The sequence below is a fragment of the Streptomyces inhibens genome, assembly GCF_022221585.1.
Lineage (GTDB): Bacteria > Actinomycetota > Actinomycetes > Streptomycetales > Streptomycetaceae > Streptomyces > Streptomyces inhibens.
The window spans coordinates 4,482,950-4,500,613 of sequence record NZ_CP084681.1 but is presented as its reverse complement, the minus strand read 5'-3'; the positions used below and the strand labels follow the sequence as shown (position 1 = coordinate 4,500,613).

General features: G+C 65.7%; 12 protein-coding genes. All 12 read left to right on the top strand.

What is annotated here, in order from left to right:
* Positions 1-26 precede the first annotated feature (26 nt).
* The 12 genes from rplK to tuf all read left to right on the top strand — a co-directional run bounded on the left by rplK (position 27) and on the right by tuf (position 17,253).
* Positions 27-461: a 50S ribosomal protein L11 gene (gene rplK, locus KI385_RS20505; RefSeq protein ID WP_128507227.1), complete on the top strand. Its 435-nt coding sequence runs from the start codon at positions 27-29 to the stop codon at positions 459-461.
* An 80-nt stretch (positions 462-541) separates the two neighbouring features.
* Positions 542-1,258 (top strand): 50S ribosomal protein L1, encoded by a 717-nt coding sequence (rplA, locus tag KI385_RS20500; RefSeq protein ID WP_238573637.1) that lies wholly within the window; start codon positions 542-544, stop codon positions 1,256-1,258.
* A gap of 147 nt (positions 1,259-1,405) precedes the next feature.
* Positions 1,406-2,263, top strand: coding sequence for an SCO4651 family lipoprotein (locus KI385_RS20495; protein ID WP_342593464.1), 858 nt, complete (start codon positions 1,406-1,408; stop codon positions 2,261-2,263).
* A gap of 326 nt (positions 2,264-2,589) precedes the next feature.
* A complete protein-coding gene (gene rplJ / locus KI385_RS20490) occupies positions 2,590-3,120 on the top strand; it encodes a 50S ribosomal protein L10 (RefSeq protein WP_238573635.1) in 531 nt (176 codons plus the stop codon).
* Positions 3,121-3,230: 110 nt separating this feature from the next.
* Positions 3,231-3,614 carry a 50S ribosomal protein L7/L12 gene (gene rplL / locus KI385_RS20485; protein WP_238573633.1) on the top strand — a complete coding sequence of 128 codons (384 nt, stop codon included), beginning with the start codon at positions 3,231-3,233 and terminating at the stop codon, positions 3,612-3,614.
* A gap of 627 nt (positions 3,615-4,241) precedes the next feature.
* Positions 4,242-7,727 (top strand): DNA-directed RNA polymerase subunit beta, encoded by a 3,486-nt coding sequence (gene rpoB, locus KI385_RS20480; RefSeq protein WP_238573632.1) that lies wholly within the window; start codon positions 4,242-4,244, stop codon positions 7,725-7,727.
* 106 nt (positions 7,728-7,833) lie between these two features.
* The gene (locus KI385_RS20475; RefSeq protein WP_238573628.1) at positions 7,834-11,733 is read left to right on the top strand and encodes a DNA-directed RNA polymerase subunit beta'; all 3,900 of its coding nucleotides are present in this window, start codon (positions 7,834-7,836) and stop codon (positions 11,731-11,733) included.
* 258 nt (positions 11,734-11,991) lie between these two features.
* Positions 11,992-12,477, top strand: coding sequence for a DUF1707 and DUF4190 domain-containing protein (locus KI385_RS20470; protein ID WP_238577768.1), 486 nt, complete (start codon positions 11,992-11,994; stop codon positions 12,475-12,477).
* 422 nt (positions 12,478-12,899) lie between these two features.
* A complete protein-coding gene (rpsL, locus tag KI385_RS20465; protein ID WP_003948652.1) occupies positions 12,900-13,271 on the top strand; it encodes a 30S ribosomal protein S12 in 372 nt (123 codons plus the stop codon).
* Between the two features lie 2 nt (positions 13,272-13,273).
* Complete coding sequence (gene rpsG / locus KI385_RS20460) at positions 13,274-13,744, top strand: 30S ribosomal protein S7 (protein ID WP_004571813.1); 471 nt, start codon at positions 13,274-13,276, stop codon at positions 13,742-13,744.
* A 39-nt stretch (positions 13,745-13,783) separates the two neighbouring features.
* Positions 13,784-15,904: an elongation factor G gene (gene fusA, locus KI385_RS20455; RefSeq protein ID WP_238573627.1), complete on the top strand. Its 2,121-nt coding sequence runs from the start codon at positions 13,784-13,786 to the stop codon at positions 15,902-15,904.
* A 155-nt stretch (positions 15,905-16,059) separates the two neighbouring features.
* Positions 16,060-17,253 carry an elongation factor Tu gene (tuf, locus tag KI385_RS20450; protein WP_238573626.1) on the top strand — a complete coding sequence of 398 codons (1,194 nt, stop codon included), beginning with the start codon at positions 16,060-16,062 and terminating at the stop codon, positions 17,251-17,253.
* Positions 17,254-17,664: the final 411 nt, after the last annotated feature.

The following is a 17,664-nucleotide window of genomic DNA, read 5'->3' as shown; positions in this document are numbered from 1 at the left end:
ACCTCTCACTAGGACCCGGAGAGAGCATGCCTCCCAAGAAGAAGAAGGTCACGGGGCTTATCAAGCTCCAGATCAGCGCCGGCGCCGCAAACCCGGCCCCGCCGGTCGGCCCCGCGCTGGGCCAGCACGGCGTCAACATCATGGAGTTCTGCAAGGCCTACAACGCCGCGACCGAGTCGCAGCGTGGCATGGTCGTGCCGGTGGAGATCACGGTCTACGAAGACCGTTCCTTCACCTTCGTCACCAAGACTCCGCCGGCCGCGAAGCTCATCCTGAAGGCCGCGGGCGTGGAGAAGGGCTCCGGCGAGCCGCACAAGACCAAGGTCGCCAAGATCACTGAGGCGCAGGTCCGCGAGATCGCCACCACCAAGATGCCCGACCTGAACGCCAACGACCTGGACGCCGCGTCGAAGATCATCGCCGGCACCGCCCGTTCCATGGGCATCACGGTCGAGGGCTGATCTCAGCCCCTCAGGCACCACGTGGCAGGACCAGGCGCTGGTCCGCACCACGACTCCATCCCACTGCATCAGGAGCAGAAGTGAAGCGCAGCAAGACTCTTCGCAACGCGGACGCGAAGATCGACCGGGAGCGTCTGTACGCCCCGCTCGAGGCCGTCCGTCTCGCCAAGGACACCTCCTCGGCCAAGTTCGACGCGACTGTTGAGGTCGCCATGCGTCTGGGCGTCGACCCGCGCAAGGCCGACCAGATGGTCCGCGGCACCGTGAACCTCCCGCACGGCACCGGTAAGACCGCCCGGGTCCTGGTCTTCGCGACCGGTGACCGTGCTGCGGCCGCGGAAGCCGCCGGCGCCGACATCGTCGGCTCGGACGAACTGATCGACGAGGTCTCCAAGGGCCGTCTGGACTTCGACGCCGTCGTCGCCACCCCGGACCTCATGGGCAAGGTCGGCCGCCTCGGCCGCGTGCTCGGTCCCCGTGGTCTGATGCCGAACCCGAAGACCGGCACCGTCACCCCCGATGTCGCCAAGGCTGTCACCGAGATCAAGGGTGGCAAGATCGAGTTCCGCGTGGACAAGCACGCGAACCTCCACTTCATCATCGGCAAGGTCTCCTTCGACGAGACCAAGCTGGTGGAGAACTACGCCGCGGCGCTCGAGGAGATCAACCGCCTCAAGCCGTCCGCCGCCAAGGGCCGCTACATCAAGAAGGCCACCATCACCACCACGATGGGCCCCGGCATCCCGCTGGACTCCAACCGCACCCGCAACCTCCTCGTCGAGGACGAGGCCGTCTGATCTCCCTGATCGACGCCTCGTAGCGTGTAACTGCCGTCAGGCCCCGTTCTCCCGCAAGGAGAACGGGGCCTGACGCGTTCCGTGTCGGCGGCCTGCACTACAGTCACCCCCGAGGTCCATAAAGGAGAACTAAAGGGGGAGCCTCAAGTGCGTAGCACGCGAATAGCCGCCGTCGTGGCGGGAGTTGTCATGATGGCCGGTGTCACCGCCTGTAACGGCACCAAGAGCGACAACGGCGCCGGCAGCGGCGGTGGCTCGGAGGAGAAGCAGTCTCCGCTGCAGGTGGCGCTGGCCTCGCTGAAGACCGCCGCGGAGCAGACGGACGGCAAGAAGTCCGCGAAGGTCGACGGCACGGTCAAGAACGGCCCCGCCACCCAGACGCTCAAGGGCGCGATGGACTGGTCGCAGGGCATGCAGATGAACGTCGACATCACCCAGTCCGGCGGGCAGTCCCCGGTGGCCGGCAAGCCCATGAAGGCGCTGTACACCCCCACGGCGATGTTCTTGAACATGGGCGCGGCCGGTCTGCCCATGGGCGGTAAGAACTGGGTGAAGTACGACTACGACGCCCTGGCGAAGAAGATGGGCCCGGCGGGCGCGCTGCTCAAGGACCAGATGCAGAACAACAACCCGAACCGCGCGATGCAGCTGCTGATCGCCTCGGGCAAGGTCAAGGAAGCCGGCAAGGAGGACGTCCGCGGCGTCCAGGCGACCCACTACACCGGCACCCTCTCGGTGGCCGAGCTGACCCGCATGCAGTCCAAGAGCCTCAGCGAGGCGGACCTGACCGCCCTCCAGAAGCAGATGGAGGCGGCCGGCACGAAGACCGAGACCATCGATCTGTGGATCGGCTCGGACAACCTGCTGGTCAAGAAGCGCGAGCGGACCGACAGCGCGCGCGCCCCGTACGACTCCACGGTGTACTACTCGGACTACGGCACCAAGGTCTCGGTCGAGGTGCCGCCGGCCGGCGAGACCGTGGACTTCGACAAGATCGGCCAGTAGCGACACGCTGCTGGCAGCAGCAAACTCTTGCAGTGAACGGCGGGCAGGGGGCGCAGCCGGCGCCCTCTGTCGGCCGATTTGCCTGACGCAGGCCTCTCCCGTACCGTATCCGAGAAGCCAAAGACCGCTGGTTGTCTCTGCGCGTCCGTCTCTCGGGCGTGTGGTGGCCGAAGGATCCGCTAGCTGCGGACGGCCTGCGCAGGTGAATGAGGTTGAACTCCCGGATTCCATCCGGTTGAGTCACGCCCCGTGCGCCTGCGCCGGGGCGTTTGTTTTGCCCAGCCCCTTCTGCGCGGTCCTCATCACCCGGAAGGAGGCCGAGGCTCATGGCGACGTCTGAAAAGAACGCAGCAGTTGCTGAGATCACGGAGAAGCTCCGCGACTCCAACGCAGCTGTTGTGACGTCTTACATCGGACTGACTGTGGCGCAGCTCAAGGAGCTGCGTCGTTCTCTCGGCGAGAACGCTCAGTACCGTGTGGTGAAGAACACGCTGACCAAGATCGCGGCCCAGGAGGCCGGGATCTCCGTGCTGGACGAGCACCTCAGTGGCTCGACGGCCGTCGCCTTCGTTACCGGTGACCCGGTCGAGGCGGCGAAGGGTCTTCGTGACTTCGCCAAGGAGAACCCCGCTCTCGTCATCAAGGGCGGTGTCCTTGACGGCAAGGGCCTGTCCGCCGACGAGATCAAGAAGCTTGCGGACCTCGAGTCCCGCGAGGTTCTGCTCGCCAAGCTGGCGGGCGCCATGAAGGGCAAGCAGTCCCAGGCTGCCGCGCTCTTCCAGGCGCTTCCCTCGAAGTTCGTCCGCACCGCGGAGGCGCTTCGTGCCAAGCAGGCCGAGCAGGGCGGTGCCGAGTAATTCGGCTCGCACATTGACCGCCGCCTGAGGCGACGGTCACGCGGGCCAAACGTACGCCCGCCGACATGTACATCCCGGCACCAGCCGATTTAGTGGAAGGATCGCCCATCATGGCGAAGCTCAGCCAGGAAGACCTGCTCGCGCAGTTCGAAGAGATGACCCTCATCGAGCTCTCCGAGTTCGTGAAGGCGTTCGAGGACAAGTTCGACGTCACCGCCGCCGCCCCGGCCGCCGTCGTCGCCGCCGGTGTCCCCGGTGCCCCGGCCGCCGAGGCCGAGGAGCAGGACGAGTTCGACGTCATCCTCACCGGCGCCGGCGACAAGAAGATCCAGGTCATCAAGGTCGTGCGTGAGCTGACCTCCCTGGGCCTGAAGGAGGCCAAGGACCTCGTCGACGGCACCCCGAAGGCTGTCGTCGAGAAGGTCGACAAGGCCGCCGCGGAGAAGGCCGCCGAGGCCCTCAAGGGCGCCGGCGCCTCCGTCGAGGTCAAGTGACCCCACTGAGTCTCTGACTCGTGTCCTGAGCGCCTGAGGCGTAACGGACGACAGCGAAGGGCGATCACCCATGCGGGTGGTCGCCCTTCGGCGTGCTCGCCACGGCTGCATTGCCCCGGGCCGGAGTGCGAGTATGGTGATCATCGTTGCCCGGACGTGCCCCCATGTGACGATCTCCCTGAGGTGGGGGGCCTTGACGAACCGGACGCGGCGCGCAATTCTCGGGACGCGACGCAGAAGCGATCCAGGGTTCGAGGCATGGATCGCCGACGAAGAGGGAAGCATCGGTGTGCGCCACTGGCGCAGGGCTTTCGGCAGGCGCAGGGCATTGGGCGTAGAGAAGAACAACGAGGGGCTCCTCCGGCGTGGAGGGCTTGACCTCCCGGAGGGAGAAGATCGGTATCACGGTGCTGAACCGGTCTCCGGAAACTCGCTCTGGACATCAGTGTGCCAAGTGGCTACACTGACCCTTTGCGCTGCCTGTTAGCTGCTCCCTGCCCGTCACCAGGGGCATATCCGAGCCCGAGCATAGCTGGATGATCCGCCCTGACCTGGGCTTTCCCTCAGTCTGCTCGATTCGGGACCGGTACGCGCGTAGTGAGTCCGAGCCCTCGGAAGGACCCCCTCTTGGCCGCCTCGCGCAACGCCTCGACTGCCAATACGAACAACGGCGACAGCACCGCCCCGCTGCGCATCTCTTTTGCGAAGATCAAGGAGCCCCTCGGGGTTCCGAACCTCCTTGCGCTGCAGACCGAAAGCTTCGACTGGCTGCTCGGCAATGCCGCATGGAAGGGTCGCGTCGAGGCTGCGCTGGAGAGTGGGCAGGAAGTCCCCACCAAGTCCGGTCTCGAAGAGATCTTCGAAGAGATCTCCCCGATCGAAGACTTCTCCGGGTCGATGTCGCTGACGTTCCGCGACCACCGCTTCGAGCCCCCGAAGAACTCCATCGACGAGTGCAAGGAGCGCGACTTCACGTACGCGGCTCCGCTCTTCGTCACCGCCGAGTTCACCAACAACGAGACCGGCGAGATCAAGTCCCAGACGGTCTTCATGGGCGACTTCCCGCTCATGACCAACAAGGGCACCTTCTGCATCAACGGCACCGAGCGTGTCGTCGTCTCGCAGCTGGTCCGCTCGCCGGGCGTCTACTTCGACAGCTCCATCGACAAGACGTCCGACAAGGACATCTTCTCCGCCAAGATCATCCCGTCCCGGGGTGCCTGGCTGGAGATGGAGATCGACAAGCGCGACATGGTCGGTGTGCGCATCGACCGTAAGCGCAAGCAGTCCGTGACCGTCCTGCTCAAGGCTCTCGGTTGGACCACCGAGCAGATCCTCGAGGAGTTCGGCGAGTACGAGTCGATGCGCGCCACCCTGGAGAAGGACCACACCCAGGGCCAGGACGACGCACTGCTCGACATCTACCGCAAGCTGCGTCCGGGCGAGCCGCCGACCCGCGAGGCCGCGCAGACGCTGCTCGAGAACCTCTACTTCAACCCGAAGCGCTACGACCTCGCGAAGGTCGGCCGCTACAAGGTCAACAAGAAGCTCGGTGGCGACGAGCCGCTCGACGCCGGTGTGCTGACCACCGACGACGTCATCGCGACGATCAAGTACCTGGTCAAGCTGCACGCGGGCGAGACCGAGACGATCGGCGAGTCCGGCCGGTCGATCGTCGTCGAGACCGACGACATCGACCACTTCGGCAACCGTCGTCTGCGCAACGTCGGCGAGCTCATCCAGAACCAGGTCCGTACGGGTCTGGCTCGTATGGAGCGCGTCGTGCGTGAGCGCATGACCACCCAGGACGTCGAGGCGATCACGCCGCAGACCCTGATCAACATCCGGCCGGTCGTCGCCTCCATCAAGGAGTTCTTCGGCACCAGCCAGCTGTCCCAGTTCATGGACCAGACCAACCCGCTGTCGGGTCTGACCCACAAGCGTCGTCTGTCGGCGCTGGGCCCGGGTGGTCTCTCCCGTGAGCGGGCCGGCCTGGACGTCCGTGACGTGCACCCCTCTCACTACGGCCGTATGTGCCCGATTGAGACCCCTGAAGGTCCCAACATCGGTCTGATCGGTTCGCTGGCCTCCTACGGTCGCGTCAACGTCTTCGGCTTCATCGAGACGCCGTACCGCAAGGTCGTCGACGGCCAGGTCACCGAGGAGGTGGACTACCTCACCGCTGATGAGGAGGACCGCTTCCTGATCGCCCAGGCCAACGCGAAGCTCTCCGACGACATGCGGTTCGCCGAGCAGCGTGTGCTGGTCCGCCGTCGTGGCGGCGAGGTCGACCTGGTCCCCGCCGACGAGGTCGACTTCATGGACGTCTCGCCGCGCCAGATGGTGTCGGCCGCGACCGCCATGATCCCGTTCCTCGAGCACGACGACGCCAACCGTGCGCTCATGGGATCGAACATGATGCGCCAGGCCGTTCCGCTGATCAAGGCGGAGTCCCCGCTGGTCGGCACCGGCATGGAGTACCGCTGTGCGGTCGACGCCGGTGACGTCATCAAGGCGGAGAAGGACGGTGTGGTCCAGGAGGTCTCCGCGGACTACATCACCGTCGCCAACGACGACGGCACGTACACCACGTACCGCGTCGCCAAGTTCACCCGCTCCAACCAGGGCACCTCCTTCAACCAGAAGGTCGTCGTGGACGAGGGCGCGCGGGTCATCGAGGGCCAGGTCCTCGCCGACGGTCCGTCCACGGACGAAGGCGAGATGGCGCTCGGCAAGAACCTGCTCGTGGCGTTCATGCCGTGGGAGGGTCACAACTACGAGGACGCGATCATCCTGTCGCAGCGCCTCGTGCAGGACGACGTCCTCTCCTCGATCCACATCGAGGAGCACGAGGTCGACGCCCGTGACACCAAGCTCGGCCCCGAGGAGATCACCCGGGACATCCCGAACGTCTCCGAGGAGGTCCTGTCCGACCTCGACGAGCGCGGCATCATCCGTATCGGCGCCGAGGTCGTCGCCGGCGACATCCTCGTCGGCAAGGTCACGCCCAAGGGTGAGACCGAGCTGACCCCCGAGGAGCGCCTGCTCCGCGCGATCTTCGGTGAGAAGGCGCGCGAGGTGCGCGACACCTCGCTGAAGGTGCCGCACGGTGAGATCGGCAAGGTCATCGGCGTCCGCGTCTTCGACCGTGAAGAGGGCGACGAGCTGCCCCCGGGCGTGAACCAGCTGGTCCGCGTCTACGTCGCTCAGAAGCGCAAGATCACCGACGGTGACAAGCTCGCCGGCCGTCACGGCAACAAGGGCGTCATCTCGAAGATCCTGCCGGTCGAGGACATGCCGTTCCTGGAGGACGGCACCCCGGTCGACATCATCCTCAACCCGCTGGGTGTCCCGTCCCGAATGAACCCGGGACAGGTGCTGGAGATCCACCTCGGCTGGCTCGCCAGCCAGGGCTGGAAGGTCGAGGGCGTCGAGGAGGAGTGGAAGAAGCGTCTCCACGCCATCGGCGCCGACGAGGTCGCCGCCGGTTCCAACGTCGCCACCCCGGTGTTCGACGGTGCGCGCGAGGACGAGATCTCCGGTCTCTTCGAGTCGACGATCCCGAACCGCGACGGCGAGCGCATGGTCAAGGGCTCCGGCAAGGCGCGGCTGTTCGACGGCCGCTCCGGTGAGCCGTTCCCGGACCCGATCTCGATCGGGTACATGTACATCCTCAAGCTGCACCACCTGGTCGACGACAAGCTGCACGCGCGTTCGACCGGTCCGTACTCGATGATCACCCAGCAGCCGCTGGGTGGTAAGGCTCAGTTCGGTGGCCAGCGATTCGGCGAGATGGAGGTGTGGGCGCTGGAGGCTTACGGCGCCGCATACGCCCTCCAGGAGCTGCTGACCATCAAGTCCGACGACGTGACCGGCCGCGTGAAGGTCTACGAGGCCATCGTCAAGGGCGAGAACATCCCCGAGCCCGGCATTCCCGAGTCCTTCAAGGTGCTCATCAAGGAAATGCAGTCCCTGTGCCTCAACGTGGAGGTGCTGTCCTCGGACGGCATGTCCATCGAGATGCGCGACACCGACGAGGACGTCTTCCGCGCTGCGGAGGAGCTCGGCATCGACCTGTCCCGGCGCGAGCCGAGCAGCGTCGAAGAGGTCTGACGGGAGTCCGGTCCGGGGGCTCAGCGATGAGCTGAGTCCCCCGGCCGGCCCCAGGACCCCCGTTTCAGACCCCAAGACTTACAACCCTGAGAGGGATTGACGCATAGTGCTCGACGTCAACTTCTTCGATGAGCTCCGGATCGGTCTGGCTACCGCTGACGACATCCGTCAGTGGAGCCACGGCGAGGTCAAGAAGCCTGAGACCATCAACTACCGCACGCTCAAGCCCGAAAAGGACGGACTCTTCTGCGAGAAGATCTTCGGTCCGACCCGGGACTGGGAGTGCTACTGCGGTAAGTACAAGCGTGTCCGCTTCAAGGGCATCATCTGCGAGCGCTGCGGCGTCGAGGTCACTCGCGCCAAGGTGCGACGTGAGCGGATGGGCCACATCGAGCTGGCCGCTCCCGTTACCCACATCTGGTACTTCAAGGGTGTGCCGAGCCGGCTGGGCTACCTGCTGGACCTCGCGCCCAAGGACCTCGAGAAGGTCATCTACTTCGCCGCCTACATGATCACGTGGGTGGACGAGGAGCGCCGTACGCGCGACCTGCCCTCGCTGGAGGCGCATGTCTCCGTCGAGCGTCAGCAGATCGAGCAGCGCCGCGACTCCGACCTGGAGGCCCGTGCCAAGAAGCTCGAGACCGACCTGGCCGAGCTGGAGGCCGAGGGCGCCAAGGCCGATGTGCGCCGCAAGGTGCGCGAGGGTGCCGAGCGTGAGATGAAGCAGCTGCGCGACCGTGCGCAGCGCGAGATCGACCGTCTCGACGAGGTCTGGAACCGCTTCAAGAACCTCAAGGTCCAGGACCTGGAGGGCGACGAGCTGCTCTACCGCGAGCTGCGTGACCGCTTCGGCACGTACTTCGACGGCTCCATGGGTGCCGCTGCCCTGCAGAAGCGCCTGGAGACCTTCGACCTCGAGGAGGAGGCCGAGCGCCTCCGCGAGATCATCCGTACCGGCAAGGGCCAGAAGAAGACCCGTGCGCTCAAGCGCCTCAAGGTCGTCTCCGCCTTCCTGCAGACCCGCAACAGCCCCAAGGGCATGGTGCTGGACTGCATCCCGGTGATCCCGCCGGACCTGCGTCCGATGGTGCAGCTGGACGGTGGCCGCTTCGCGACCTCCGACCTGAACGACCTGTACCGCCGTGTGATCAACCGCAACAACCGCCTCAAGCGTCTCCTTGACCTCGGTGCCCCCGAGATCATCGTGAACAACGAGAAGCGGATGCTGCAGGAGGCCGTCGACGCGCTGTTCGACAACGGCCGCCGCGGTCGCCCGGTCACCGGTCCCGGTAACCGTCCGCTGAAGTCCCTCAGCGACATGCTGAAGGGTAAGCAGGGCCGGTTCCGTCAGAACCTGCTCGGTAAGCGAGTCGACTACTCGGCGCGTTCCGTCATCGTCGTCGGCCCGCAGCTCAAGCTGCACCAGTGTGGTCTGCCCAAGGCCATGGCGCTGGAGCTCTTCAAGCCGTTCGTGATGAAGCGCCTGGTGGACCTGAACCACGCGCAGAACATCAAGTCGGCCAAGCGCATGGTCGAGCGCGGCCGCACGGTCGTCTACGACGTGCTCGAAGAGGTCATCGCCGAGCACCCGGTGCTGCTGAACCGTGCGCCCACGCTGCACCGTCTGGGCATCCAGGCCTTCGAGCCGCAGCTGGTCGAGGGCAAGGCCATTCAGATTCACCCGCTCGTCTGCACCGCGTTCAACGCGGACTTCGACGGTGACCAGATGGCCGTCCACCTCCCGCTGTCCGCGGAGGCCCAGGCCGAGGCCCGCATCCTGATGCTGTCCTCGAACAACATCCTCAAGCCGGCCGACGGCCGTCCGGTCACCATGCCGACCCAGGACATGGTGCTCGGCCTCTTCTTCCTCACCACGGATGAAGAGGAGCGCAAGGTCATCGGCGAGGGCCGGGCGTTCGGCTCGACCGCCGAGGCGATCATGGCGTTCGACGCCAAGGAGCTCTCGCTCCAGGCGAAGGTCGACATCCGCTTCCCGATCGGCACCGTCCCGCCGCGTGGCTGGACCCCGCCGGTTCCGGAGGAGGGCGAGCCCGAGTGGCAGCAGGGTGACAGCTTCCGGCTGCGTACGACCCTGGGCCGCGCGCTCTTCAACGAGCTGCTGCCCGAGGACTACCCGTTCGTCGACTACTCGGTGGGCAAGAAGCAGCTCTCCGCGATCGTCAACGACCTGGCGGAGCGCTACCCGAAGGTCATCGTGGCGGCGACGCTCGACAACCTGAAGGCGGCCGGCTTCCACTGGGCGACCCGTTCCGGCGTCACCGTCGCCGTCTCGGACATCGTCGTGCCGGAGGCCAAGAAGGCCATCGTCGCGGGCTACGAGGCCCAGGACGAGAAGGTCCAGAAGCAGTACGAGCGCGGTCTGATCACCAAGGACGAGCGCACTCAGGAACTGATCAACATCTGGACCAAGGCGACCAATGAGGTCGCCGAGGCGATGAACGCGAACTTCCCCAAGACGAACCCCATCTTCATGATGGTTGACTCGGGTGCCCGAGGAAACATGATGCAGATGCGGCAGATCGCCGGTATGCGTGGTCTGGTGTCGAACGCGAAGAACGAGACCATCCCGCGTCCCATCAAGGCGTCGTTCCGCGAGGGTCTGTCCGTGCTGGAGTACTTCATCTCCACGCACGGTGCCCGTAAGGGTCTGGCGGACACCGCCCTTCGTACCGCCGACTCCGGTTACCTCACCCGTCGTCTGGTCGACGTCTCCCAGGACGTCATCATTCGCGAGGAGGACTGCGGCACGGAGCGTGGCCTCAAGCTGCGGATCGCCTCGAAGGGTGCGGACGGCATCCTGCGCAAGGCGGACGACGTCGAGTCCAGCGTCTACGCACGCATGCTGGCCGAGGACGTCGTCGTGGACGGCAAGGTTGTCGCGCCGGCCAACGTCGACCTCGGTGACGTGCTCATCGACGCGCTGGTCAACGCGGGCGTCGAGGAGGTCAAGACCCGCTCGGTCCTGACCTGTGAGTCCGCGGTCGGCACCTGTGCCTTCTGCTACGGCCGCTCGCTGGCCACCGGCAAGCTGGTCGACATCGGTGAGGCGGTCGGCATCATCGCCGCCCAGTCCATCGGTGAGCCCGGTACCCAGCTGACGATGCGTACCTTCCACACCGGTGGTGTGGCCGGTGACGACATCACCCTGGGTCTGCCGCGTGTCGTCGAGCTCTTCGAGGCCCGTACGCCCAAGGGTGTCGCCCCGATCTCGGAGGCGGCCGGCCGCGTCCGGATCGAGGAGACCGAGAAGACCAAGAAGCTCGTCGTCACCCCGGACGACGGCAGCGACGAGACCGCTTACGGCGTCTCCAAGCGTGCCCGTCTCCTGGTGGGCGAGGGCGACCACGTCACGGTCGGCCAGCCGCTGACCGTGGGTGCCGTCAACCCGCACGACGTGCTGCGGATCCTCGGCCAGCGTGCCGTCCAGGTCCACCTGGTCGGCGAGGTCCAGAAGGTCTACAACAGCCAGGGCGTGGCGATCCACGACAAGCACATCGAGATCATCATCCGGCAGATGCTGCGCCGTGTGACGATCATCGAGTCCGGCGACGCGGAGCTGCTGCCGGGCGAGCTGGTGGAGCGCACGAAGTTCGAGGGTGAGAACCGTCGGGTCGTGGCGGAGGGTGGCCACCCGGCCTCCGGCCGTCCGCAGCTGATGGGTATCACCAAGGCTTCGCTGGCCACCGAGTCCTGGCTGTCGGCGGCGTCCTTCCAGGAGACGACCCGGGTTCTGACCGACGCGGCGATCAACGCCAAGTCGGACTCCCTGATCGGCCTCAAGGAGAACGTCATCATCGGTAAGCTCATCCCGGCCGGTACGGGCCTGTCCCGCTACCGCAACATCCGGGTCGAGCCCACCGAGGAGGCCAAGGCCGCGATGTACTCGGCCGTCGGTTACGACGACATCGACTACTCGCCCTTCGGCACCGGCTCCGGCCAGGCGGTCCCGCTGGAGGACTACGACTACGGTCCGTACAACCAGTAATCCTGGACGTACGACAGCGAGACGTACGACAGCAACAGGGCGGTCATCCCACACGGGATGGCCGCCCTGCGGCGTTGTGGCACACACCGCGGGCCCGTTCAGTTGTGTTGGGGGGCCGTGCGGGGGAACTTGTCTCCCCATTGCTGCGTCTGTGATGAGAAGATGGGGAGAACTGTCGAGCGGGGGGAGGTTCGCGAAGTGGCATTCCAGCCGTGGCAGGGTGGGCAGCCTGCTCAGCCGCAGAATCAGGTGCCTGCCATGCGTGCCTCGCACGCCGATCGTGAGCGGGCGGTCGATGTGCTCAAGGCGGGTTTCGCCGAGGGGCGGCTGCAGCAGCCGGAGTACGAGCAGCGGATCGGGCGTGCCTACAAGGCGCAGACCCATGCCGAGCTGCAGATGCTGGTCGCGGATCTTCCGCAGGGGCCGGTGCCGCAGGCGCAGTTCATTCCGCAGCGGCCGGTGCAGGCGACGTTCATGCCGATGCCCATGCAGATGCCGATGCCGGTGCATACGAACAGCTCGGCGACGGGTTCGCTGGTCTGCGGGATCATGACCCCGGTGACCTGGGGGCTGACGGCGATTCCGGCGGTGATTCTCGGCCACAAGGCACGCGCCGAGATCCGCAGGTCCGGGGAGCGTGGGGACGGCCAGGCGATCACGGGGCTGGTGCTGGGCTGGCTGGCGATCGGCGGCTGGGCGCTGTTCCTCCTGGTGTTCATCCTTTCGGCCGCGGTCAATCTCTGAGCGCGGCCTCCGGCCGGCCCAGGGGATTGCGCGCCGCGCCGGCGGTTGCCGTGCCGGTGGCCGAGGTGTGTTGCACGGGCGTTGCGCCTTCTTCCGTACGGCCGTAGATCGCACTACGGTGGCCGCAACGCCGTGAGGAGTCCGGCGTGTCCTTCGCGTGTGCATTTGTTTTGACCGCAGCCAATGCGGTAGGTACGCTCTGACCTTGTGCCTGGGGTGTCCCTGGGCTGCCGTGCGCGCAATCCGTCCCAGCTCTGGCCGGGGAGGTCATCAGCACGGGAGCCGGGTTTTGACACCGCAATCTGCCGCCTCACTCGTTCCAGCGAGGGATCGGACTGCAGCATTCGACACACCCGACCGCGTGGGTCGGGGATGTTCCAGGTTAGCTTTACCGAGACTGGCACACAGAAACCGGAGAAACGGTGCCTACGATCCAGCAGCTGGTCCGCAAGGGCCGGCAGGACAAGGTCGAGAAGAACAAGACGCCCGCGCTCGAGGGTTCCCCCCAGCGCCGTGGCGTCTGCACGCGTGTTTTCACGACCACCCCGAAGAAGCCGAACTCGGCCCTGCGTAAGGTCGCGCGTGTGCGTCTGACCAGCGGGATCGAGGTCACCGCTTACATTCCGGGTGAGGGCCACAACCTGCAGGAGCACTCGATCGTGCTCGTGCGTGGCGGCCGTGTGAAGGACCTGCCGGGTGTTCGGTACAAGATCATCCGCGGCTCCCTCGACACGCAGGGCGTCAAGAACCGTAAGCAGGCTCGCAGCCGCTACGGCGCCAAGAAGGAGAAGTAAGAATGCCTCGTAAGGGCCCCGCCCCGAAGCGCCCGGTCATCATCGACCCGGTCTACGGTTCTCCTCTGGTGACCTCCCTCATCAACAAGGTTCTGCTGAACGGCAAGCGCTCCACCGCCGAGCGCATCGTTTACGGCGCCATGGAGGGTCTGCGCGAGAAGACCGGTAACGACCCGGTCATCACGCTCAAGCGCGCGCTCGAGAACATCAAGCCGACCCTTGAGGTCAAGTCCCGCCGCGTCGGTGGCGCGACCTACCAGGTCCCGGTCGAGGTCAAGCCCGGCCGCGCCGCGACCCTCTCGCTCCGCTGGCTCGTGGGCTACTCCCGCGCCCGCCGCGAGAAGACCATGACCGAGCGCCTCATGAACGAACTGCTCGACGCCTCCAACGGCCTCGGCGCTTCGGTCAAGAAGCGTGAGGACACGCACAAGATGGCCGAGTCCAACAAGGCCTTCGCGCACTACCGCTGGTAGTCGCAACCCACATCGAGACCGAGAGAAGATTGAGCCACTATGGCCACCACTTCGCTTGACCTGGCCAAGGTCCGCAATATCGGGATCATGGCCCACATCGACGCGGGCAAGACGACCACCACCGAGCGGATCCTGTTCTACACCGGTGTGTCTTACAAGATCGGTGAGGTCCACGACGGCGCTGCCACGATGGACTGGATGGAGCAGGAGCAGGAGCGCGGCATCACGATCACGTCTGCCGCGACGACCTGCCACTGGCCGCTGGAAGACGTCGACCACACCATCAACATCATCGACACCCCGGGCCACGTCGACTTCACCGTCGAGGTGGAGCGTTCGCTGCGCGTGCTCGACGGTGCGGTGACGGTGTTCGACGGCGTTGCCGGTGTCGAGCCCCAGTCCGAGACCGTTTGGCGTCAGGCGGACCGCTACGGCGTGCCGCGTATCTGCTTCGTCAACAAGCTTGACCGTACGGGTGCCGAGTTCCACCGCTGCGTCGACATGATCACGGACCGCCTCGGCGCGACCCCGATCGTCATGCAGCTGCCCATCGGCACCGAGATGGACTTCAAGGGCGTCGTCGACCTCGTGAAGATGAAGGCCCTGGTGTGGTCCGCCGAGGCCGCCAAGGGCGAGATGTACGACGTCGTCGACATCCCCGACACGCACATCGAGGCTGCCGACGAGTGGCGCGGCAAGCTGCTCGAGGTCGTCGCCGAGAACGACGAAGAGATCATGGAGCTGTACCTGGAGGGCGAGGAGCCCACCGAGGAGCAGCTGTACGCGGCGATCCGCCGTATCACGATCGCTTCCGGCAAGGCCGACGTCACCACCGTCACCCCGGTGTTCTGCGGTACCGCGTTCAAGAACAAGGGTGTTCAGCCCCTGCTCGACGCGGTCGTGCGCTACCTCCCCTCCCCGTTGGACGTCGAGGCCATTGAGGGCCACGCGGTCAACGACCCGGAGCAGGTCGTCAAGCGCAAGCCGTCCGTGGACGAGCCGCTGGCCGCCCTTGCGTTCAAGATTGCGAGCGACCCCCACCTGGGCAAGCTCACCTTCATCCGGGTGTACTCGGGCCGCCTTGAGGCCGGCTCGCAGGTGCAGAACTCGGTGAAGGGCAAGAAGGAGCGCATCGGCAAGATCTACCGGATGCACGCGAACAAGCGTGAGGAGATCGAGTCGGTGGGTGCCGGTGACATCGTCGCCGTCATGGGTCTGAAGCAGACCACCACCGGTGAGACCCTCTGTGACTCCGCCAACCAGGTCATCCTGGAGTCGATGGAGTTCCCGGCCCCGGTCATCCAGGTCGCCATTGAGCCCAAGTCCAAGGGCGACCAGGAGAAGCTGGGTGTCGCCATCCAGCGTCTCGCCGAAGAGGACCCCTCGTTCCAGGTTCACACCGACGAGGAGACCGGCCAGACCATCATCGCGGGTATGGGCGAGCTGCACCTCGACGTGCTGGTCGACCGTATGAAGCGTGAGTTCCGGGTCGAGGCCAACGTCGGCAAGCCGCAGGTCGCCTACCGCGAGACCCTGCGCAAGGCTGTCGACCGTCTCGACTACACGCACAAGAAGCAGACTGGTGGTTCCGGCCAGTTCGCGAAGGTGCAGATCGCGATCGCGCCTCTCGAGGGCGACGGGTACGAGTTCGAGAACAAGGTCACCGGTGGCCGTATCCCGCGGGAGTACATCCCGTCCGTGGACGCGGGCTGCCAGGAGGCCATGGAGTTCGGTGTTCTCGCCGGCTACCCGCTGACCGGTGTCAAGGTCACGCTTCTCGACGGTGCGTTCCACGAGGTCGACTCGTCGGAAATGGCCTTCAAGATCGCCGGTTCGATGGCCTTCAAGGAGGCCGCCCGCAAGGCCTCCCCGGCCCTGCTCGAGCCGATGATGAAGGTCGAGGTCACCACGCCCGAGGACTACATGGGCGATGTGATCGGCGACATCAACTCCCGCCGTGGTCAGATCCAGTCCATGGAGGACCGCAGCGGCGCCAAGCTCGTCACGGGCCTGGTCCCCCTGTCGGAGATGTTCGGCTACGTCGGAGACCTCCGCAGCAAGACGTCGGGTCGCGCAAGCTACTCGATGCAGTTCGACTCCTACGCCGAGGTTCCCCGGAACGTCGCCGAGGAGATCATCGCGAAGGCCAAGGGCGAATAGGTCCGTCTCCCGAGAGTCGGAACACGCTTTAGGCTTGACACCGTCTGCCGGGGTAATCCCCGCAATCCGTGAGGAATGCCCCGGCAGCCGGCATCCCAGCAAAGATCACCTGGCGCCGATGAGTAAGGCGTACAGAACCACTTCAGGAGGAACCAGTGGCGAAGGCGAAGTTCGAGCGGACTAAGCCGCACGTCAACATCGGCACCATCGGTCACATTGACCACGGTAAGACGACCCTCACGGCCGCCATTACCAAGGTGCTGCACGACGCGTACCCGGACCTGAACGAGGCCTCGGCCTTCGACCAGATCGACAAGGCTCCTGAGGAGCGCCAGCGCGGTATCACCATCTCCATCGCGCACGTCGAGTACCAGACCGAGTCGCGTCACTACGCGCACGTCGACTGCCCCGGTCACGCGGACTACATCAAGAACATGATCACGGGTGCGGCGCAGATGGACGGCGCCATCCTCGTGGTTGCCGCCACCGACGGCCCGATGCCGCAGACCAAGGAGCACGTGCTCCTGGCCCGCCAGGTCGGCGTTCCCTACATCGTTGTCGCCCTGAACAAGGCCGACATGGTGGACGACGAGGAGATCCTGGAGCTCGTCGAGCTCGAGGTCCGTGAGCTCCTCTCCGAGTACGAGTTCCCGGGCGACGACGTTCCGGTCGTCAAGGTCTCGGCGCTCAAGGCGCTCGAGGGCGACAAGGAGTGGGGCCAGTCGGTCCTGAACCTGATGGCCGCCGTCGACGAGTCGATCCCGCAGCCCGAGCGTGACGTCGACAAGCCGTTCCTGATGCCGATCGAGGACGTCTTCACGATCACCGGCCGTGGCACCGTTGTCACCGGTCGTATCGAGCGTGGTGTCCTCAAGGTCAACGAGACCGTCGACATCATCGGCATCAAGACCGAGAAGACCACCACCACGGTCACCGGCATCGAGATGTTCCGCAAGCTGCTCGACGAGGGCCAGGCCGGTGAGAACGTCGGTCTGCTCCTCCGTGGCATCAAGCGCGAGGACGTCGAGCGCGGCCAGGTCATCATCAAGCCGGGCTCGGTCACGCCGCACACCTCGTTCGAGGCCCAGGCGTACATCCTGTCGAAGGACGAGGGTGGCCGTCACACCCCGTTCTTCAACAACTACCGCCCGCAGTTCTACTTCCGTACCACGGACGTGACCGGCGTTGTGACCCTCCCCGAGGGCACCGAGATGGTCATGCCGGGCGACAACACCGAGATGACGGTCGAGCTGATCCAGCCGGTCGCCATGGAGGAGGGCCTGAAGTTCGCCATCCGTGAGGGTGGCCGGACCGTCGGCGCCGGCCAGGTCACCAAGATCAACAAGTAATTGTTGATCGGGGAGACCCGGTAAAGCTCCCGGTCTTCGCGTCGGGAGTCCGGGGGGAGAGCCCCCGGGAATGAACAGCAGGGAGCCCCGTCCGCCATCAGGTGGGCGGGGCTCCTTGACAGTTGGGCTCCGATTGGCCTTACGCGTCCTACGTGTGGCACACTGTCCAGGTTGCTCGGTTGAGTGCCGATGCTGCGCGCCTCCCGCCGGGAGGACTGGAAGCGAGTCCCAGGTATTCGTCGTCCCTTCTCAGGGCCGGAAATACGGGAATCTTCCGGGAAGCGTCAGCGGGGTGCCTCTGCCAGGCGCCCGGTGGGTGTTCTTCCCCCACTATCTCCTTCTTGAAGGATCTCCCTTGCGGAGATTTACGGGAAGGGGTGCGACACGCCCGACCGCGTGGGTCGGAGAAGA

What these genes read in the sequence shown, in the direction of transcription:
- rplK (WP_128507227.1), top strand. Translation starts at nt 27, where the DNA reads ATGCCTCCCAAGAAGAAGAAGGTCACGGGGCTTATCAAGCTCCAGATC.
- rplJ (WP_238573635.1), top strand. Translation starts at nt 2,590, where the DNA reads ATGGCGACGTCTGAAAAGAACGCAGCAGTTGCTGAGATCACGGAGAAG.
- rplL (WP_238573633.1), top strand. Translation starts at nt 3,231, where the DNA reads ATGGCGAAGCTCAGCCAGGAAGACCTGCTCGCGCAGTTCGAAGAGATG.
- KI385_RS20470 (WP_238577768.1), top strand. Translation starts at nt 11,992, where the DNA reads ATGCGTGCCTCGCACGCCGATCGTGAGCGGGCGGTCGATGTGCTCAAG.
- rpsG (WP_004571813.1), top strand. Translation starts at nt 13,274, where the DNA reads ATGCCTCGTAAGGGCCCCGCCCCGAAGCGCCCGGTCATCATCGACCCG.
- fusA (WP_238573627.1), top strand. Translation starts at nt 13,784, where the DNA reads ATGGCCACCACTTCGCTTGACCTGGCCAAGGTCCGCAATATCGGGATC.